The organism is Rhodococcus quanlei, assembly GCF_055231015.1.
Genome location: NZ_JBUYWD010000005.1, coordinates 162,163 through 182,198 on the forward strand (window position 1 = coordinate 162,163; position 20,036 = coordinate 182,198).

General features: G+C 64.4%; 16 protein-coding genes. 8 read left to right on the forward strand and 8 right to left on the reverse strand.

From position 1 onward, the window contains the following. Positions 1-17: 17 nt before the first annotated feature. Entirely contained in the window at positions 18-2,084 is a 2,067-nt protein-coding gene (locus ACZI8Q_RS03920; protein ID WP_463372184.1) for an N-acetylmuramoyl-L-alanine amidase, read from the reverse strand. A 239-nt stretch (positions 2,085-2,323) separates the two neighbouring features. Here ACZI8Q_RS03920 and ACZI8Q_RS03925 point away from each other — a divergent pair, with 239 nt between their 5' ends. Then, positions 2,324-3,859, forward strand: coding sequence for a SpoIID/LytB domain-containing protein (locus ACZI8Q_RS03925; protein ID WP_463372185.1), 1,536 nt, complete (start codon positions 2,324-2,326; stop codon positions 3,857-3,859). Positions 3,860-3,864: 5 nt separating this feature from the next. Here ACZI8Q_RS03925 and ACZI8Q_RS03930 read toward each other — a convergent pair whose 3' ends face one another. Beyond that, complete coding sequence (locus tag ACZI8Q_RS03930; protein ID WP_463372186.1) at positions 3,865-4,704, reverse strand: oxygenase MpaB family protein; 840 nt, start codon at positions 4,702-4,704, stop codon at positions 3,865-3,867. Positions 4,705-4,817: 113 nt separating this feature from the next. Between ACZI8Q_RS03930 and ACZI8Q_RS03935 the strand changes: the two genes are divergently transcribed. Next, positions 4,818-5,456 (forward strand): TetR/AcrR family transcriptional regulator, encoded by a 639-nt coding sequence (locus ACZI8Q_RS03935; protein WP_463372187.1) that lies wholly within the window; start codon positions 4,818-4,820, stop codon positions 5,454-5,456. On the opposite strand, the gene ACZI8Q_RS03940 is transcribed toward ACZI8Q_RS03935, so the two are convergent. The 3 genes from ACZI8Q_RS03940 to ACZI8Q_RS03950 form a co-directional block, all read right to left on the reverse strand. Beyond that, entirely contained in the window at positions 5,453-7,039 is a 1,587-nt protein-coding gene (locus ACZI8Q_RS03940; protein ID WP_463372188.1) for a GMC oxidoreductase, read from the reverse strand. The genes ACZI8Q_RS03935 and ACZI8Q_RS03940 overlap by 4 nt on opposite strands. Before the next feature lie 268 nt (positions 7,040-7,307). Continuing rightward, the gene (locus tag ACZI8Q_RS03945) at positions 7,308-7,994 is read right to left on the reverse strand and encodes a GntR family transcriptional regulator (RefSeq protein ID WP_463372189.1); all 687 of its coding nucleotides are present in this window, start codon (positions 7,992-7,994) and stop codon (positions 7,308-7,310) included. A 10-nt stretch (positions 7,995-8,004) separates the two neighbouring features. Beyond that, on the reverse strand, positions 8,005-9,147 hold the full coding sequence (locus ACZI8Q_RS03950) for an acyl-CoA dehydrogenase family protein (RefSeq protein ID WP_463372190.1): 1,143 nt from the start codon (positions 9,145-9,147) through the stop codon (positions 8,005-8,007). 116 nt (positions 9,148-9,263) lie between these two features. On the opposite strand from ACZI8Q_RS03950, the gene ACZI8Q_RS03955 reads away from it, so the two are divergent. Continuing rightward, positions 9,264-10,781 (forward strand): aldehyde dehydrogenase family protein, encoded by a 1,518-nt coding sequence (locus ACZI8Q_RS03955; protein ID WP_463372191.1) that lies wholly within the window; start codon positions 9,264-9,266, stop codon positions 10,779-10,781. Then, a complete protein-coding gene (locus tag ACZI8Q_RS03960; RefSeq protein WP_463372240.1) occupies positions 10,778-11,707 on the forward strand; it encodes an oxygenase MpaB family protein in 930 nt (309 codons plus the stop codon). The genes ACZI8Q_RS03955 and ACZI8Q_RS03960 overlap by 4 nt, the downstream gene beginning before the upstream one ends. Here ACZI8Q_RS03960 and ACZI8Q_RS03965 read toward each other — a convergent pair. Genes ACZI8Q_RS03965 through ACZI8Q_RS03975 form a run of 3 tightly spaced genes read right to left on the reverse strand, consistent with a single transcriptional unit; the run spans position 11,683 to position 14,500 of the window. Further along, positions 11,683-12,120 carry a DUF4334 domain-containing protein gene (locus tag ACZI8Q_RS03965; protein ID WP_463372241.1) on the reverse strand — a complete coding sequence of 146 codons (438 nt, stop codon included), beginning with the start codon at positions 12,118-12,120 and terminating at the stop codon, positions 11,683-11,685. The two genes, ACZI8Q_RS03960 and ACZI8Q_RS03965, sit on opposite strands and share 25 nt — an antisense overlap. A 44-nt stretch (positions 12,121-12,164) precedes the next feature. After that, a complete protein-coding gene (locus ACZI8Q_RS03970) occupies positions 12,165-13,292 on the reverse strand; it encodes an NAD(P)-dependent alcohol dehydrogenase (RefSeq protein ID WP_463372192.1) in 1,128 nt (375 codons plus the stop codon). Further along, entirely contained in the window at positions 13,289-14,500 is a 1,212-nt protein-coding gene (locus tag ACZI8Q_RS03975) for a TetR/AcrR family transcriptional regulator (RefSeq protein WP_463372193.1), read from the reverse strand. Before ACZI8Q_RS03975 ends, ACZI8Q_RS03970 begins: the two co-directional genes overlap by 4 nt. Positions 14,501-14,685: 185 nt before the next feature. On the opposite strand from ACZI8Q_RS03975, the gene ACZI8Q_RS03980 reads away from it, so the two are divergent. Genes ACZI8Q_RS03980 through ACZI8Q_RS03995 form a run of 4 tightly spaced genes read left to right on the forward strand, consistent with a single transcriptional unit; the run spans position 14,686 to position 19,919 of the window. Next, positions 14,686-15,918, forward strand: a complete 1,233-nt coding sequence (locus ACZI8Q_RS03980) for an acetyl-CoA C-acetyltransferase (protein WP_463372194.1) — start codon at positions 14,686-14,688, stop codon at positions 15,916-15,918. A gap of 32 nt (positions 15,919-15,950) precedes the next feature. After that, positions 15,951-18,125 (forward strand): 3-hydroxyacyl-CoA dehydrogenase NAD-binding domain-containing protein, encoded by a 2,175-nt coding sequence (locus ACZI8Q_RS03985; protein WP_463372195.1) that lies wholly within the window; start codon positions 15,951-15,953, stop codon positions 18,123-18,125. A 1-nt stretch (position 18,126) separates the two neighbouring features. Further along, the gene (locus ACZI8Q_RS03990; RefSeq protein ID WP_463372196.1) at positions 18,127-19,125 is read left to right on the forward strand and encodes an NAD(P)H-dependent flavin oxidoreductase; all 999 of its coding nucleotides are present in this window, start codon (positions 18,127-18,129) and stop codon (positions 19,123-19,125) included. After that, the gene (locus ACZI8Q_RS03995) at positions 19,122-19,919 is read left to right on the forward strand and encodes an enoyl-CoA hydratase (protein WP_463372197.1); all 798 of its coding nucleotides are present in this window, start codon (positions 19,122-19,124) and stop codon (positions 19,917-19,919) included. Before ACZI8Q_RS03990 ends, ACZI8Q_RS03995 begins: the two co-directional genes overlap by 4 nt. Positions 19,920-20,036: the final 117 nt, after the last annotated feature.

Genomic DNA, 20,036 nt, shown 5'->3' on the forward strand with positions numbered 1-20,036 from the left:
CGAGTACGTACGAACCGTCAGCTCACAGGAGCCGGCGGTGCCGGTGCGGGCTCCGGAGCCGGTGCGGGTTCCGGTGCAGGCGCGGCTGCCGGGCCCGCCGTGTCGATGATCTTCGTCATGGCGCCGCTGGCCGCGTTGAAGATCAGCGACCCGTGCTCGAAGTCGCTGCGGAAACCGCCCGGCACAGCGTATTCGTCGGAGATGGGCAGTCCGAGCTTGCTGCTGTCGAGTCCGAGGCTCTTGTACGTTTTGTAGATCTCGCCCAGGACGGTGAACACTTCGCCGCTGCTCACCGACTTGTAGAGGGCGCCGTTGAGGAACTGTGCGGCCATTGCGCCACCGTGGGCATTCAGCAGTCCGGTCAGCGACTTGCCGAGACGCCCGGCTTCGCCGCCCTGCGCCAGCCATTCCTGCACGATGGGCGACTCGTCCGCCATGCGCGCGAGTTCACTGACGAGTGCCGGAATCTGTTCGACAACTTGCGAGCTGGCGTTGCTGCCCGGTGACGTGTTGGGCGACGCCTGCGGCGCCGGTGGCGCGGCTGCCTCGACCCCGAGATTCGTTCCGACGTTCGCGGCGGCGATGTTGCGGATCTCGTCCATGCGGGCGTAGGCGGCGTTACCTGGGCAGCTGGTATTGCCGACGTCGCGGTGGGCGAAGATGATCGGCAGGTCCACGGCCTGTCCCCGTGCATACGGGGTGAACGAGGTGCCCTCGGAGTACATCGTCGTGTGCCCCTTGGGATCGAGGCCGGCCTTGCCGAGACGCCATCCGAGGAACTTGCCGACCGAGTCGATGGTCTCCTGAGTGGGTGGGATCAACGAGTAGTCGCCCATCATGGCGATGCCCATGGTGTTCTCGTTGAAGCCACCGGCGTGGGCACCCTGCACGGGTCGGTCGAGGCCGCCGAAGCGTCCTTCGAAGATCTGGCCGTACTTGTCGACGAGGACGTTGTAGCCGATGTCGCACCAGCCCAGCGTTTGTGCGTGGTACGCGTAGATGCCGCGGACGATGTTTGCGGATTCGGCTCGCGAGTAGATGTTGCTACCGGCCGTGTGGTGGACGGTGGCGCCGCCGAGGAAGTCGTCGTAGGTCGGTTCCTGGCAGCGAATCGACTCGTCGGCACCCCACTGTGCGCGGGTGATGACCTTGGGGCCATTGCCCGCCACGGGGGTCGCGATGTCGGTGAGGTGGCCGTCGGCAGGGCTCGAACCCGGGTCGATGAGAACGGCTGTCACGTCCTGGGCTCCCGTGAGGGCCGCGGGCTGCTGGTGGAGCGGCTTGTCGACCGACGCAGGCGTGTAGCCGAGCGGTTCCTCCGGAGCCGGAGGGACAGGTGCAAGCGTTTCGGGTGCCGGTGCTGCCTCGGGAGCAGGCGCGGGTGCCGGTGCGGGAGCCGGGGCCGGGGCCGGTGCCGGAGCGGGTGCTTCCTGCTCGGGAAGGCTCTTGGGGGTCAGGATCTGCACCGCCTTGGTGGCCCCGACGTAGATGGGTTCGGTGGCGATGGTGCCGTTGAACTCGGCCTGATCGGTGGCCCGGGTGTCGATCATGTCGGGGCTGAACCATTCGCCCCAGGTGCCGTCTTCCTGCAGTGCGCGCACCTTCGATTCGGCGGAGGCCAGCGTGTCCGAGGTGAGTGCGACCATGCTGAACGGGGTGTCGCGGGTGAGCTCCTTGACGACAGCGCCAGCCTGCTCTTCGGCCGGCGCTGCGGGATCGGAGACGTCACTCGGTTCGGGCAACTCGAGCGGGATCTGCAGGTTGCTGGGGAGCTTCAATCCGCCGGGCAATTCGATGCCCTCGGGGATTTCGATGCTCGAGGGGATCGGGATGCTGCGGAGTTGCCCGATGTTGATGTCGGGGAGGTTCAGTCCGGTCAGTTCCTTCAATGGAATGACGATGTCGGGGACCTGCTCGAGGGCGACCTGGGCGATCTCGGTATCGACGACCGTTGGCGAGGATTCGTTGGTGGACTGGAAGCCGGACGGTGCGCTGGTCAAGCCGAAGACCGCGAGAGGACTTGCGACAGCCAGTGCGGCTACGGCCCCGATGACGAGCGAGGGCTTGGGTCGACGGTGCGGCAAGGGTTCTCCTCAGTTGTAGGTTCCAGCGTTCGACCAGGGTCGATGTCCGCGGATCGGACGCGTATGTCTGCAACTTGCGATCGTGCTGTGACAGTCGGCGGTGATTGCCAACTCTCATCACTCTTGTCACACTAGCCCCACAAGTATGTAAGGCTCAACCTTAGATTGAGACTTTATCGGAAATCTTCTGTTCACGCTCACCCGGCTGTCGCCGGATCGGCGACGAGGGAGTTCGGAGAATGAGTTTGCTGGGGAAGCGCTACATGGCAGGTCGTCCGCGCCGCGCAGGTAGGCGCCCGACCGCGTTTCGCACGGTGGCACTGGGCATTACCCCGGTATTGGCTCTCGGAGCCGCACTCGGTGGCGCCCACCTGGCGAAATCGTCATCGCACGAACGGGTCGAGGCCGTCGTCGCCGCAGATACGCCCTTCACGTTCACCGGCCACGGCAAGGGCCACGGCCGCGGAATGGGGCAGTGGGGCGCCTACGGGTATGCGAAGGAGCTGGGGTGGGCCGCCGAACGAATACTCGCCCACTTCTACGGCGGCACCACACTCGGTCAGCTCGAAGACACGCAGATCAGCGTGCGATTGCAGTGGCGCGACGACCAACCGTTGCACGTGTATTCCGACGCCGGTGCGGTGGTCGCAGGCAAGCGGGTGGCGCCCGGCGAGGGTGTTCACCTGACACCGATACCGGGTGGCGGGGCGAATGTGGTGGTGACCGAGGGCTGTACGGGTGCCGTCGTGTGGCAGGGCGCAACGGATCACCCGTGGGTCGACCCGATCGACCTGGCCCCCGAACGTCCCGCGAACGAGCACCTGAAGTTCTGCGGTAACGATGCTGCGTACCGCGGTTCGCTCGGGGTGGTCCTCGACGGGGCTGCCGCGCGTACCGTGAATCTGCTGAACATCGACGACTATCTGCTGGGTGTCGTGCCGGCCGAGTCGAAGGCTGCGTGGGCGGACACCGGTGGTGCGGAAGCCTTGCGCGCACAGGCAGTGGCAGCCCGGTCGTATGCCGCGGCAGAGAGCAGAAAGCCGTACGCGGATACGTGCGACACACAGGATTGTCAGGTTTACGCGGGCACCGCGAAGGAGGATCCGCGCACCACCGACGCCGTTCGGACGACGTCCGGAGTGGTGCTGATGCGTGACAACGAGGTGGTCCCCGCCGAGTTCTCCGCGTCCACAGGCGGTTACAGCGCAGGCGGAGATTTCCCTGCCGTCGTGGACAAGGGTGATGTGGCGTCACCGCACCACGACTGGACAGTCACGAAAACGGCAGGGGAGATCGGCCGCGCGTTCGCAGTGGGTGAGCTGCAATCGATCGAGGTGATCTCGCGCAACAACTTCGGCCCCGACGGTGGTCGTGCCGCAACGGTGAAGGTTGTCGGCACGACCGGCACCGAAGAGGTCACCGGGATGGAAGCGCGTGAGGCGCTCGACCTGAACTCCGACTGGTTCAGTGTCACCGAAGGCGTCGGCGGCCTGGATTCACCCGAACCGGCGCCGGGGCCCGGGCCGGATCAGGAAACGGAGGGCCCGGTCGGTACCGAGCCCGGTTCACCGATCGAGGAGAAGTACCGCGAGTTGGGTGGCACCGGCGGAACACTCGGCGCCCCCACCGGGCCGGTGATGAGTTTGCCCAGTGAGGCCGGCATTTTCCGGATGTACGAGAACGGAGTGATCGTATGGACGGAGACGCTCGGTGCTCAGGCGATCGACGCGGACGTGGTGCGAAAGGTGCTCCCCGGTACGGGAAGTGACGAATGACGCGGTCAGATGACGTGCCGGTGTGCCTTCAGCCGTCGGCGCATATCGCGTAGGTAGAAGTGCGCCGGCGCCCGTCGCACCGGCCTGGGTACGAGCTTGTAGACGGTGGGTAGCGTTCGCATCAGAGCATCGAATCGGCGCTGATCGCGAGGATTCCATGGGAGCTCGAACTTGTCGCGCATCGTTTGTGGCAACAGCCCGACCGTGACGAAGCGGTTGAGGGGCATGAGCATGCGCGCGAGGACGGGGCCATTGCCGCCGTCGAGAAGTGCGTGCACGTAGTTCCGCACCTGACTGTCGACTTCGGCCGTCCCGATCATGTGGTCCCAGTAGGCGTTGAAGTCTGCACGGTTCGCCGGCCACGAGTTCTCGCGAACTTGCAGGGCGGTTCCGTAGACGGACGACTGCTGATAGATGCGATCCGCTGTCTCGTCGTCGAACTTGCCGAAGAATCGTTCGTAGAGGTCGGCGCCGTTTTTGTAGAGCGTGGCGGCGACCCATAATTGCAGTTCGGGGTCGAATGCATTGTAGGTGTCCGAATGGACGGGCACATGGGCCTTGTTGACCATTCGGACGATGGCACGCTTCTCCTCGGGGGTGCCGAGGGTGACGGCGTACACGTACGTCATGGTGGTGCGGAGACGATCGATCGGCCGTACCAGGGTGGTGCTGTGGTCGGCGACGCCGTGGCCGACGCCGGGGCTGGCGAGTTGCAGGAGGACCGTGGCGCCGGCACCCAGAAACAGGAAACTCTCGCCGACGAAGTCCTTCAAGTCGAGTTGGTCCGTGTGCAGGGCGGCGGTGTGCAGGGCAGTGGTGTGCCGTTCCTGTAGTCGAACACTCATATTGCTCCCCTTCTTGAACCGTCCCGCAGGCACCAGTAGGTGCAACAACGATACGTAGACTGTTGCATAGTTGCGAAGGCGGCGCAATGGGTAGTCGACTAGATTTGGGGGCGATGACCACCGACCTACTGTCCGCGCTGTTACGAGGCGACGACGGCCGCTCCGATGACGACGCCCGCATCCTCGAGGCGGCGCTGGAACAGTTCGCCCTGACCGGTGTTCGCCGCACCAGCACCGATGACATCGCTCGTCGGGCCGGGGTCAACCGGGCGACGCTGTACCGCAGGCTCGGCCCGAAGAGCGACATCGTGTCGGCCGCGTATCTGTACGAGGCCGCCCGAGTGCTCGGGCACATCGACTCCCAGCTCGCGGGTGTCGAGGATGTCGACGAATACGTGACGCGGCTCTTCGTCGTCACCGTCTCTGCTCTGCGCAGCAACCGACTCCTCGAGCAAATGCTGCAGGTGGACCGGGACGAGACGCTGCGAAATCTGACGGTCGGTGCCGGAAGCGTGCTCGAATTGGCTTCCGGTTTCCTTGCGGAGCGGATACGCGACATCCGGGAGCGAGCCGGCACACTCGGCCCACCGGGCGATCCCGCCACCGATCGTCAGATCGCAGATCTTTCGGCTGTTCTTTCGAGACTGGCTCAGTCTTTGTTGCTCACGCCCGACGGGCCGCCGACGCTTCGTACCGAAGACGACATGCGCAGTTTCGCAGCCTCGTTTCTGGTGCCGCTGGCCAAGGGCTAGTGCAGGTCGTTTGCGATGATGTCGGCGATGTTCCGTTCGGCCAGGGCCGTGATGGTGACGAACGGGTTGACGCCCAGGTTGCCCGGCACCAGCGCACCGTCCATGACGTACAGGCCTGGATATCCGTGCAGACGACCGTGGTTGTCGGTGGCTTTGTCGAGGAGGGTGCCGCCGAGCGGGTGGTACGTCAATCCGTCGCCCCACGTCTTGTAGACACCGAACAGATCGGTGCGGTAGATCGTGCCCTCCTTCTTGTTGATCTTGTCGAACACTCGCTTGGCCATGTCGATGCCAGGCTGGTTCTGTGAGGTCTGCCAGGACAGTTCCGTCCGACCGGTTCCCGAGTCGAACAGGAACTGCGCGCGCTCCGGGTTCTTGGTGATCGCCAGGTAGAGGCTGATCCACAGCTCGGTGCCGGCCGGGAACGGTGCGATCTCAGCGAACACCGGCCCCTCTGGGTCGTCCCAGTTGTCGATGCCCATCGCCGGCATCGCGGATTGCTTGGCGCCGGTCGCATCCCACATGTGATTGGCCCGGCCGACCATGATGTTGCCGTTGTTGCCCCACCCCTGCCCGACCTCGTCCGACAGGTTCGGCAGATGCCCCTGCGCCTTCATCGCCACCAGCAGTTTGCTGGTGCCGACGCTGCCGGCCGCAAAGAACACCTTGTCCGCTGTCACGGTCTTGGTCGCGACGACGTTGCCCTGCTCGCTCAATTGGTTCATCTGCACCGTGTAACCGCCGCCGGATGCTGCCGGCGACACATCGGTGACCTGATGCAGCGTTGTTACGGTGAGCTTGCCGGTCGCGGCCGCCTGCGCCAGGTAGGTCTTGTCGAGTGAGCGCTTGCCCGCGTTGTTGCCGTAGATGACCTCACCGGCGAGCGCCGACTTCATGACCGAGCCGGCGTCCTCGAGCTTCATGTAGTCGAAGTCGTAGACGTTGGGCACGAACGTCGTCTGGAAGCCGGAGCGCTCCGCGGTCTTTCGCCCCGTCCGGGCGAACTGATAATACTCGGTGGACTCGAACCAGGATTCGTCGATGTTGTTGACGCCCAGGGCTGCGTTCGCCCTCGGGAAGAAGGTGTTGTACATCGCGTCGGAGTCGACCGAGGGCAGAATCTCCTCGAAGTAGCCCCGCTTGGGCACGACGGCCATGCCGCCGTTCACCAGCGACCCACCGCCGACGCCGCGGCCTTGGTAGACCGTGATATCACCCATGTTCTCGGCGTCGAGCACGCCGACGTACTTCTCTATGTTCTTGTCCACCGAACCCCCGGAAAAGTGTGAGACAGGCTGCGCAGTACGAGTTCTCAGCCAGTATGCGCGCTTGTCCGGCGCGAGCATCGGCGAGAAGATCTTGCCGTCGGCGCCAGGGGTGTCCCAGGCCTTGCCCATCTCGACGATGTGGGTCTCTATCCCCGCCTGCGTCAGGCGCAGCGCTGTGACCGCGCCGCCATAGCCGCTGCCGATGACGAGTGCGGGTACTCGGTCTCCGGTGTCGAGGGTGCGCCGCGGGGCGGCGGTCGTGCTCGCGGCCGGTGCGAGAACGGCTGCGCCGGCCGCCATTCCGGTTGCGATCATGAATTGTCTGCGGGAGAACTGTGATTTCGTGGTCGCCGTGAAGCGTCGCGACGTGTGGTGCTCGATCAAGGGTTCCTCTCTGATCACGATTCGGTCAAAGTGGAACCTGTTATACGCGCGCTGCGATCGAGGGAAATGCATTACCGGCCGGTAATAGGACGATTGGACCGAAGTTGGCCGTCGATATTCGAAATGCCTGCGCTACAAGATTCGTGACAGTAGAGTTCGAGCGTTTACCGCCAGAGAGGGACGACGCGTCCGCAGCGTCTCACTCCCACATGCCCACTCGGTCGAGATGGGCGATGAGCCGGTCCGCTCCGTCGTCGAACTGGCGGCGGGTCTGACAAGCAACCTCGTCCAGATCGGCCGACCGCAGTGCTTTGATCAAGCGGTCGTGGGAGTCGACGGCCAAAGCGCCCCATGACCGATCGGCGGCGTACAACCGGTGCGGTGTGTAACGCACTGCGTTGTGCAGGAACCACGCCAGTTTCGCGGCGCCGGCTGTCACGTTGATCAGTCGGTGGAACTCGAACTCGTAGTGCTCGATTCGCTCGATGTCCTGCGCTTCCACCCCGGATCGGAGTCCGTTGCCGAGTTCGTCGAGTTGCTCGATTTCTGCTGCGGTGATCTTGCGGGCGGCCCGCAGTGCCAGTTCGACGGCAATGTTCCCCTGTAGCCAGAAGATGTCGCGCACGTCGTCGCGACTGAGCGGTGACACCACGTACCCGCGATGCGGCACGAGGTCGACCAAACCCTCCCCACGCAGGGTGAGGAGGGCTTCGCGGACGGGAGTCACACTTACACCGAGGTCGGCAGCGGTCTCGTCGAGACGCACGAAATCGCCGGGACGGATTTCTCCGGACATGATCAGCCCACGAACGTGATCGGCCACGTCCTCGGACAGCTGCGGACGCCGTCGAAGGGCAGATGAGGCCTTGCTTGCGCGTGTGCTCATCAGGTTCTCCTCACAGACCGTACGTCTTGCCGATGATGTCTCGCTGGATCTCGTTGGTGCCGCCGTAGATCGACGATACGAGGGTCGTTCGGACATGCTTTTCCATGTCGAACTCGGTCGCGTAACCGTATCCGCCCATCATCTGCATGCCTTCGAGCGCCACCTTCTTGGCGGTCTCGGTGAGCTTCAGCTTCGCCATCGACGCCTCGCGCGGAAACATTGTAGTGGGATTCTCGTCCACCTTGCGGGCTACGTCGTACACCAGCAGGCGGCCACATTCGATCTCGGTGGCGAGATCGGCGATGCGGTGCCGGATGGCCTGAAAGGTTCCGACGGGCCGTCCGAACTGCTTGCGTTGGGTGATGAATTCGAGGGTGTCTGCGAATGCACGCTGCGCGGTGCCGAGCATCATCGCTGCCAGGATCAGTCGTTCGATGTTCAGTCCGGTCATCAGCTGTGTCCAGCCGGCGCCGACCTCGCCCACCACGGCGTCGTCGGGGAGGAGACAGTCGGTGAAGTACAGGTCGTTGACCTCTTTGCCTCCCATGGTGTCGATACCGCTGATCTTCAGACCCTCGGTGTTCGCGGGTACGTGGAACATGGTGAGGCCCTCGTGCTTGGAGTCGCTGCGGCTGGTGCGCGCAACGAGCAGGATGTTCTCGGCGAAGTGGGCATTGGAGCACCAGGTCTTCTGACCGTTGATCAACCACCCGCCGTCGGACTTCTCGGCGCGGCAGGAGAGATTGCCGACGTCGGACCCGGCCTCGGGCTCGGACATCGAGACCGATTGGGAGGCGCCGCGAACGATGCCGCCGAGCACTACTTCCTTCTGCTCCGTGGTGCCGAACTTCTGGTAGGCGGCGCCGGTGATGAGGGTGGGCCCGATGCCGCCGATCGGCAGCATGCCCTTTGCAGACTGCTCGAGCAGGATGCACATGTCGACGGTGCTGCCGTCCGACCCGCCGTATTCCTCCGGCATCGTGACACCGAGCCAGCCGAGTTCGGCCATCTTGTCGTAGACGCCCTGGTTGTGGTTGTGCTCGCCATGCTCGGTCAGGCGGTCACGCTGCTCTCGGGTGCCTGATTCGCGCTTGCAGAAGTCGGCAACGGCTTTCGCGAAGTCGTTCTGTTCCTGGGTGAAGCTGCTGGTCATGTGTCAGGTCTCCTGGGAGGGGTTGTCGAGGTTATGAGTTCCGCATAGTGTGAGCTTCACAACAGTAGATCACATCAAATATATGTGATGTGACTCCGACGTCAAAGGAATACTCGATGACCGAACAGCTGACCCCGTTCGACGCCGACCGTGAGGACGAGACCAGTAACAGCGGAGTGCTCGAGAGCCTCGACCCCCGAAACGGGCAGGTCATAGCCACTTACCCGACCGGTGGAGAAGCCGATGTTGCCGCCGCAGTGGAACGTGCTCGCACGGCCGCCCGCTGGTGGGACATCCAGGGGTTTCGCGGTCGTCGAGAATGGCTGCTCGAGTTCAAGCGCGCCATCGCTGCCGATGCCGAAGGGTTGGCGACGGTCGTCTCCCTGGAGAGCGGCAAGCCTGCCGAAGACGCTCTGCTCGAGGTGATGCTCGCCGTCGAGCACCTCGATTGGGCGGCGAAGAACGCGAAGAAGATTCTCCGCCAGCGTAGGGTGTCGTCCGGCCTCGTCAGTGCCAACCAGGCTGCTTACGTCGGCTACCGGCCGTACGGGGTCGTCGGAGTGATCGGCCCGTGGAACTACCCCGTGTACACCCCGATGGGCTCGATTGCCTACGCGCTCGCCGCGGGCAATGCAGTGGTCTTCAAACCCAGCGAACTGACCCCGGGCGTCGGTGTCTGGCTTACGGACAAGTGGCAATCGATCGCGCCGAGCCAACCTGTGCTGCAGACGATCACCGGGGGCGGATCGACCGGTGCCGCGCTGTGCAGGGCAGGCGTGAACAAGATTGCGTTCACGGGATCCACCGCCACCGCGAAGCGAGTGATGGCAGCGTGCGCGGAGAACCTCGTGCCGATCGTTGCCGAATGTGGTGGGAAGGACGCCATGCTCGTCGGTGAGGACGCAGACCTCGATGCGGCCGTCGACTTCGCGGCATTCGGGGCCTTGGGCAACGCCGGGCAGACGTGTGCCGGCGTGGAACGCATCTACGTGGCGAAACCGGTGTACCAGCAGTTCCTCGACAAACTGTCGGCGAAGGCGCGTGCGGCTCGGCCCGGCGGCGAGGCGGACTCGACGTACGGGCCGATGACCCTGGAGAAGCAACTCGGCATCGTTCGCGCCCAGATAGAGGACGCACTCGCCAAGGGTGGCCGCGCCGTGGTGGGGGGCATCGACGCCGTTCGTGAGCGGTATGTCGATCCGGTGGTGCTGACCGGGGTCTCCGAGGAGAGCACGGCGATCACCGAGGAGACGTTCGGGCCAACCGTGGTCGTCAACGAGGTCGCCGACCTGGATGAGGGGGTCGAGCGCGCCAACGCGTCCAAGTACGGGCTGGGTGCATCCGTCTTCACGAAGAACAAAGCGAAGGGAAGGCAGATCGCGGATCGTCTGCAGTCCGGTGTCGTCACCGTCAATTCGGTACTCGGCTTCGCTGGGGTCCCCGCACTCCCGTTCGGCGGTGTCGGCGATTCGGGGTTCGGCCGCATCCACGGTGCGGACGGCCTGCGTGAATTCAGCACGGTCAAATCCATGACGGTGCAACAGTTCAACGCCCCTCTCAATCTGTTGACACTGAATCGAAAGGCCCGTGACATGAAGATCTCGGCGTGGATGCTTGCGAAGAGGCACGGGTGATCGCCGTGAATCTCCTTACCGCGCCGACCTCGAGGGCTCGTGGGCACCGTCGACATCTGCGCCGGATCGAGCAGCTCGACCCGGTGGCGGACTGTCATGAGATTCATCGTTTGACAGCGGGTTTCGAGTTTCCTTGGGACTACCAGCGCTCACTCGAGTTCGCGTTGTTCCGCACCTACTGCGTGCCGACGGTGTCGGCGCTACTGGACAAGACCGGAGAATTCGAGCACCGGCCGCAGAAACGGTACGACGACACGGCGCTGTTGATGGCCGAGATGGTCGAGCACGGCTACGACTCACCGCGCGGCCGGGAGTCGCTGCGAGTGGTGAATCGTATGCACGGCAAGTACGACATCGACAACGACGACATGTTGTACGTGCTCTCCACCTTCATCTACGAGCCGATCGACTGGATCGACAAGTACGGGTGGCGCCGTCTACATCCGAACGAGAGGCTGGCAGCGTTCCACTTCTACGGTGAGGTGGGAAAGCGGATGGGTATCAAGCACATTCCCGAGTCCTACCAGAAGTTCCACGCCTTTAAGTCCGAGTACGAGCGGCTGCAGTTCCGGTACACCGACGACAACCACAAGGTCGGCACCTACACGCTGAACCTGTTCACGAGTTGGTATCCCTCGTGGACGCGGCCCATGGTCAGACGCGGCGTATATGCGCTGATGGACGACCAGATGTCCATGGCCTTCGGATTTCCGTCCGGTTCGACGCGCGTGCGTGCGGCGCTGGACGGAGCGCTGTACGCGCGGGCACGGGTCGAGCGCTTCATGCCGCCACGGACGGCGTCGAAGTCGTCGAAAGACCCTCGGAACCGGACGTATCCCGGATACCCGGTGGGATACCGGCCCAACGACCTCGGGGCGGACAACATGTGCCCGCGCACATCTCAGTCGCGTTCGAGGCCGAAGTAGAAGTGACGACCGCCGTCCAGGGCCATGGCCTTGCCGTTCATGATGCCCATGACGGTGTCGTCGTCCACCTTCTTGAAGTGATCGAAGATCGGTAGTCCGTCGTACACCATCGTTGCGGTGCTTTCGCCGCGAAACTCGACCATCCACAGACTGGCCTCACCGCGCCCGGCTTTCACGTCGGATACGAGGTCTCCGTTCTCGTCACGCACGACGAGGGGCTGCACGTCCAGGCGGGACGCGAAGTTCTTGCCATACCAGCCCGATGTTTTGAGCTGTGCGTACATGCGGTGGCCCGTGTCGAATCCGAAACCCCGCCACTGCCCGGACGTGAGTTCGTCGATGCGAACCGTCTCCAGGCGTGCCCACAGTGCATCGAGTTCGGCGCTGTCGACCTGAACGCGCTCGCGCAGCACTCGGAACTCTTCGAGAAGTGCAGTGGTGGGGTTGTCTGCCGGGTTCACAACGTGGCTCCTTCGGGTGTGAGAACTGCTTTGACGACGTCGCCGTTGCGCACCGCGTGCAGTGCGGCGGCGAAGTCGTCGAACGGAAACAACGCGATCATTTTGTGGAACGGGAACTTTCCCTGCTCCCAGAGCGCGGCGAGGTAGGGCAGAAACTGCCTGGGGTCGGTATCACCTTCGATCACGCCGGTCAGGGTGCGGCCCATCAGCAGATGCGTCTGGTCGATCGTGATCGGATTGCGTCCGCCGGCCAACGCGAGTGTCGCGCACACCCCCGGAGAGCTCAGAACTGCGAGAGCCTGCCGGATCACTGTCTCTCGGCCCACGGTGTCGACCGAGTACGCGACGCTGCCGCCGGAGATCTCGCGGAGCACGGTGCCGCGGTCGTCGAGATCGTGCGAATTCACCACGTGGGTGGCGCCGAGTTCGCGTGCCAGTGCGTGGCGCCGTTCGTCCGGGTCCACTCCGATGATGGTGGTGCAGCCGGCGACTCGGGCCGCCATCACCGCTCCGAGACCGACTGCGCCGAGCCCGAAAACCACGATGCCATCGCCGGTATTCGGTCGCAGGACGCGAAACACGGTTCCCGCACCCGTCGAGATACCGCACCCGAGCGGCCCGGCGAGGTGGAGGGGCAGGGCGTCCGGGATGCGAACTGCGTTTCGCCAGCTCGCCACCGCAGAGGTGGCGAACGACGATTGTCCGAACCAGTTGCCGTGAACGGGCTGACCGGTATCCGGGTACCGCAAGGTGGTTGTTCCGTCGGTTCTGCCGCCGCCGTAGTTGAGCGCGGGAAAGCGATGGCAGTACGCAGGGTGTCCGCCCGTGCAGTTGGAGCACGTGCGACAGGAGTCGAATCCGAGCACCACGCGATCTCCTGGCTCGAGTTGCGTGACGGCAGGCCCCACCGCCCGAATCGTGCCCGCTCCCTCGTGCCCGAGAACGGCCGGGAAGCGGAGCGGCACGGCGCCTTCTGCTGCCGTGAGGTCGGTGTGGCAGATACCGGCACCGGCGATGTCCACGAGCACTTCGTCGTCGTGCAGTGGGCCGAGTTCGATGGTTTGGTAGCGAAACGCGCCGCCGGTCTCGTTCAGTGCGATTGCGGTTCCTGTGGTGACGGTCATGAGTCGAGGAGCGTCGCGAGCATGAAGGCGCGCACTCGGGCGGGCCCACCGGACCGGGAATCGAAGCGGAGCATTCGGCCGACGTCCAGCACGATGCCCAGCGCTGCGTGCACGAGAAAGCGGGCCTCGGCGATCGACAGATCCGAGCGGACTTGGCGCAGGAGCCCGGACCACTCCTCGATGTTGAGCCGCTGGACCTTTCGTAGCGCGGTGCGATCGCCACTGGGGAGATTGACGATTTCGGCGTAGTACACGGACATGAGCTCGTGTTGCCGGAACGACAGGTCGACGTATACCGCGACGAGCCCGGCAAGGGCGTCGACGGGTGTGGTTGCGTTCTCGAGTGCAGATCCGAGCGCGTTTGCCAGTCGATCGCCCGCCCGGTGGAAAGTGGTGGCCAGCAAGTCTGCCTTCCCGGAGAAGTGCCGATACACGCCGGAGGCATTCATGCCCGCTGCCGCCGCGATGTCCTCGATGCTCACTTCGTGGTAGCCGTGCAGATAGAACAGTCGCAGCGATTCGGCCAGCAGGAGTTCGCGTTTCGAGGCCGTGAGCATTCCACGTCCGCTGTCGGCCGCGGGTTCGGCGGACGGATCACGAAGTGGTGGCAGCTCGCATCGCAGGGTCGCGAGGGATGCGCCGAGCAGGAGCGACTCGATCCGCTTCGCGCCGAGCGTCGCCCGATGTGCGGTGATGCTGCCGATGACGCTGAGGGCGGCGGCGCTCGCCATGGTGCTGTCGTACGGGCGCATCTCGGGATGCAGTTTCCTCAGCAGTTCGGCGATCGCGCGGTTGATCGCGTCGGTGCGCTCGCGCAGGCGAGCGCGATCGTCCGGCTTCAGGTAGCGGTCTTCCCACCGGTACAACCCGCCGGTCCGGCGATTGTCGATCGTGGTCTTGACGAAGCCCGTGAGCACGCTCTCGAGCTGCGATTCCGGATCGATCTCAGTGGCGTCGGCGATGGACTCGTGCAGAGCGTCGGCCAGTCCCAGCGCAGCGTCGACGAAAAGGGCGTACTTGTTCGGGAAGTGACGGTACAGCGCGGGGCCGGATATGCCGACTTCCGCGGCGATGTCATCGATCCCCACAGCGTGATAGCCGCGCTCGCTGAACGCGGCCGCGGCCACGGCGGCGATCTGCGCCTTGCGATTCTTCGGCCGCCGAACGGTCGAGCGTTCGGCGGCAACGACTTGCGGACGCTCGGTCACAACACCTCCAGGGCTGAACTGCCATCTTTTGTGATCACAGGTTATCAAACCAGATCGCCCCAGGTGTCGCGAATATTTTGAAACTATCCAGTTCAACACCATTGACAAACCGCCGTACGAGTAAGAATGTTAACGAATATTCTCCTAATCGATCGAAAGTTCGGGCCACCCACGGAGGGGTTCTCATGGCAGTTTCAGCACAGGGGCGCGCGGAGGCGCTCATCTTCGACGCGATCCGGACGCCCCGTGGACGCGGCAAGGCGAACGGATCGCTGCACTCGGTCAAGCCGATCGACCTGGTGGTCGGCCTCATCCACGAGATCCGGCGTCGGAACCCTGATCTCGACGCCGCGCAGATCGACGACATCGTCCTGGGGATCGTGTCCCCGCTCGGCGACCAGGGCGGAGTGCTGCCACGTGTCGCCGCGATCACTGCCGGACTCCCCGAAACCGTGGCCGGGGTTCAGATCAACCGGTTCTGCGCTTCCGGTCTCGAGGCAGTCAACCTGGCCGCGCAGAAGGTCGGGTCCGGCTTCGAGGACCTGGTCCTCGCCGGTGGCGTCGAGTCGATGTCCCGCGTGCCGATGGGCTCGGACGGTGGAGCCTGGGGACTCGACCCGGCCACGAACTACGCGACGTACATGGTGCCGCAGGGAATCGGCGCGGATCTCATCGCGACGATGGAAGGTTTCGGCCGGTCGCAGGTGGACGAATTCGCGGTTCGCTCCCAGGAACTGGCCGCGAAGGCGTGGTCGGACGGCCGCTTCGACCGTTCCGTCGTACCGGTGGTCGACCAGGCCGGCACGACGGTCCTCGACCGCGACGAGCACCTGCGTCCGGAAGCGACCGTGGAATCCCTCGGTGCCTTGCGGCCCTCGTTCGCGGGCATGGGGGCACAGGGCGGCTTCGATGCCGTTGCTCTGCAGAAATACCACTTCGTGGAACGAATCGACCACGTACACCACGCCGGCAACTCCTCGGGGATCGTCGACGGGGCGGCACTGCTGCTCGTCGGCAATGAGGCCGCCGGTGAACGCGCCGGACTCACCCCGCGGGCGCGAATACTGTCCATCGCCGTGATCGGTTCCGAACCGACGATCATGCTCACCGGTCCGGCACCGGCGGCGCACAAGGCACTCGACCGGGCCGGGCTCCGCGCCTCGGACATCGACCTCTTCGAGATCAACGAGGCTTTCGCCTCCGTCGCGCTGAAGTTTGTCAAGGACATGGACATTCCGCTCGACAAGGTGAACGTCAACGGCGGTGCGATCGCGATGGGACACCCACTCGGGGCAACCGGCGCAATGATCCTCGGCACGGTTCTGGACGAACTCGAACGACGCGGCGAACGCTACGGACTGGCCACCCTGTGCGTCGGAGCCGGTATGGGTATCGCCACCGTCATCGAACGCCTCTGAATCTCATCCCACTCTCCGAAGGAACAGACATCATGAGCGACAACACAATCGGCTACGAACGTGGCATCGACGGGGTCGTCACCCTCACTCTCGACGATCCGAATCAGTCCGCGAACACGATGAACGAGAACTTCATCGTCTCCCTCGGTGCGGTCGTGGATCGCCTCGAATCCGAGCGTGACGACGTGACCGGCGTGATCTGGACATCGGCCAAAAAGACGTTCTTCGCGGGCGGCGACCTGGGCGACATTCTGAAGTCGGAGCCAGGGCAGGCCGCGGCGGTGATCGTCAACGTGAACCGGATCAAGAGACCGCTGCGGAGGCTGGAAACGCTGGGAGTGCCCGTCGTGTCGGCAATCGGGGGAGCGGCACTGGGTGGGGGGCTCGAAATAGCCCTCGCCGGTCACCACCGGATCGCCCTCGACGCCAAGCACGTCCGAATCGGCCTCCCCGAGGTGACGCTCGGCCTGTTGCCCGGCAGCGGCGGAATCGTGCGGACCGTGCGACTGCTCGGCGTCACCGCTGCGCTCACTCAGGTTCTGTTGCAGGGACAGCGGCACTCGGCGGCGCGCGCACACGAACTGGGGCTGGTCGACGAACTGGTTTCCTCTTCTGATCAGTTGATTCCGGCCGCGAAGGCGTGGATCGCGGCGAACCCGTCGGCCACTCAGAAGTGGGACGTGAAGGGGTACAAGATCCCGGGCGGCACACCAGCGTCGCCGGCACTCGCCGCACACCTTCCGGCGTTCCCCGCGAACCTGCGTAAGCAGTTGGCAGGTGCGCCGTACCCCGCTCCGATCGCGATCATGAGTGCCGCAGTAGAGGGGGCGCAGGTCGATTTCGACAGCGCCCAGACGATCGAGGACCGCTACTTCGCCGGCCTCGCCACGGGCCAGGTCGCCAAGAACATGATCCGCGCCTTCTTCTTCGACATGAAGACGGCCATCTCTCGACTCGAGGAGTACAGCGCTGCAGACAATCCGCCGTTCACGAAGGTTGTCGTCCTCGGCGCCGGGATGATGGGTGCCGCAATCGCATACGTGTGCGCGAAATCCGGGATGGACGTCGTACTGAAGGACGTCTCGATCGAGGCTGCCGAGAGAGGAAAGGCCTACTCGAAGAACCTGCTGGACAAGGCCGTCGCCAAGGGGCAGGTCAGCGAGGAGAAAGCGGCGGCTCTGCTCGGACGCATCCGGCCGAGCGCATCGCCGGAGGACGCGGCGGGCGCGGAACTGGTGATCGAGGCGGTGTTCGAAGATCCTGCCGTGAAGCAGAAGGTGTTCGCCGAGATCGATCAGTACATCGACCCCGATGCGTTGCTGTGCTCGAACACGTCCACCCTGCCCATCACACTTCTCGGTGACGGTGTCTCTCGCACAGAGGACTTCGTCGGGCTGCACTTCTTCTCTCCGGTCGACAAGATGCCTCTCGTCGAGATCATCAAGGGCAGGCGCACCAGCGAGAAGGCTATCGGCCGTGCGCTGGCCGTGGTGGCCCAGATCGGCAAGACTCCCATCGTCGTCAACGACAGTCGCGGGTTCTTCACCAGTCGAGTGATCGGCACGTTCACCAACGAAGGCGTAGCGATGCTGGCCGAGGGCGTTCCCGCGGCATCCATCGAGCAGGCAACCACGCAGGCGGGCTACCCGGCGCCGGTACTGGCCTTGATGGATGAGTTGACCCTGACCCTGCCGCGGAAGATCCGGGAGGAGACGAAGGCCGCAGTTCTCGAAGCCGGCGGAGAATGGACTCCGCACCCCGCCGACGCCGTCCTCGACCGGATGATCGACGATTTCGACCGCAAGGGACGCTCGACGGGCGGCGGCTTCTACGAGTACGCCGACGGAAAGCGAATGGGTCTGTGGCCCGGACTGGCAGAACACTTCGGCGATAGCGGAGATGCGCCTGTCCCGTTCGGCGACATCTCCGAGCGCATGATGTTCGCCGAGGCGATCGAGACGGTGCGCTGCCTGGAGGAAGGCGTGTTCGACAGCACGACCGACGCCAATGTGGGATCCCTGCTCGGTATCGGGTTCCCTGGTTGGACGGGCGGAGTCGCCAGGTACATCGATCAGTACGACGGTGGGCTTCCCGGATTCGTGGGACGAGCGCAGGAATTGGCCGTACGGTACGGCGAAAGATTCACGCCCCCGGCTCTGCTGCTCGAGCGGGCCGAATCCGGCGGCACGTTCGAAGAGGTGAACTGACATGATCCGTACGGCATTCACCGAACAGTTCGGCGTCGACCACCCCATCGTCCAAGGCGGAATGATGTGGGTCGGGCGGGCAGAACTCGTCGCCGCTGTCGCGAACTCCGGCGCGCTCGGTTTCATCACGGCCCTTACTCAGCCGACTCCCGAGGACCTGGCCCATGAGATCGGACGGTGCCGAGATCTCACCGACAAACCGTTCGGCGTGAATCTGACCATCCTGCCGTCGATCACCCCACCCCCCTACGCCGAGTATCGGCAAGCGATCATCGAGTCGGGGGTGCGGATCGTCGAGACGGCTGGATCGAACCCGGTCGATCACCTGCCCTTCTTCAAGGACGCAGGCATCAAGGTGATCCACAAGTGCACCAGTGTGCGACATGCCGTCAAGGCCGAACACGTGGGTGTCGACGCGGTGAGCATCGACGGATTCGAGTGCGCGGGTCATCCTGGCGAGGACGACGTGCCGGGCCTGATCCTGATCCCAGCCGCCACGAGCAGGGTGGAGATACCGGTTCTCGCCTCGGGCGGTATCGCCGACGCCCGCGGCCTCGTTGCGGCGCTCGCATTGGGGGCGGACGGTGTGAACATGGGCACCCGATTCATGTGCACCGCCGAATCGCCGGTGGCGCAGGATGTGAAGGAGCAGATCGTTGCGAACACCGAACGGGACACGGCTCTGATCTTCCGGACGCTGCACAACACGGCCCGCGTGGCCGCCAACGCCGTAAGTAGGGAAGTGGTGGCGCGAGAACGTGAGGGATGCGGGTTCGAGGACATCGCACATCTCGTGTCCGGGGCGCGAGGCCGAACCGTGTTCGAACAGGGCGATATCAATGCCGGCATTTGGACGGCCGGGCAGTGCCAAGGGCTCATCGACGACATCCCGACCGTCGGCGAACTCGTCGACCGCATGGTTGCGGACGCCGAGGCGATCATCGGTGAGCGACTGGCCGGCCTTCGCGGCGAACGAGTATCGGCGGGAGTGATCGGATGAGTTCGAGCACGGGCATTCTCACGGAGTTCTCGGACGGCATACTGCGCGTCACGATCTCCCGGCCGGAGCGGATGAACGCGCTGGATGGGCCGGCTGCGCAGGAATTGACCAGGGTTCTGACCTGCGACGCGCGCGCCGAGAGCGTACGAGCGGTGATTCTGACCGGCGCAGGAAACGCGTTCTGTACCGGTGCGGACATCGCGGAGATGTCGGACTCTGCGCCGAGTACACCAGAAGAGGCAGAGGAAGCCGCCCGGCAGACGATGGAGACGGCGAACGCGTTGGTGCGGGCGGTCATCGAGCTTCCGGTACCGGTGATTGCAGCGGTGAACGGGCCGGCAGTCGGGCTCGGTGTGTCCATCGCGCTGGTGTCCGATCTCGTTTATGCGGCACCTGATGCGTACTTGCTGCTGGCATTCACCAATGTCGGTCTCATGCCGGATGGCGGAGCCAGTCTGCTGGTGTCCGCATCGGCCGGACGTGCCCGGGCCAACGCGATGGCGCTGCGCGGTGAACGGATCGAGGCGTCCGCGGCGCTCGACATGGGATTGATCAACGGTGTGCACGAACCGTCGGAACTGGACGCCTTCGTCTCGAAGGTGACGAGGCGGTTCGCCCGCGGACCCCGGCGTGCCCTCGAGCTGACGAAGCGGGCGATGAATGCGTCGACCTTGACGCTGCTCGACGACGCGTTGTCTCGTGAATCGGAGGGGCAGCGTGAGTTGCTCCGAAGTCCGGACTTCGCCGCTGGCATTGCGGCGGTCCTGGGCGAGGCCAAACCCCAGTTCCACTGACGTCGCTACTTACTTCTTTGACCCAACTGTTGCTAACTACAGGGTAAATGGTTGTGGTGTACGTCGCATGGGCTGAGAATCGTCGTTAACAAAAGGCTGGCCCAATTCCATAAACAG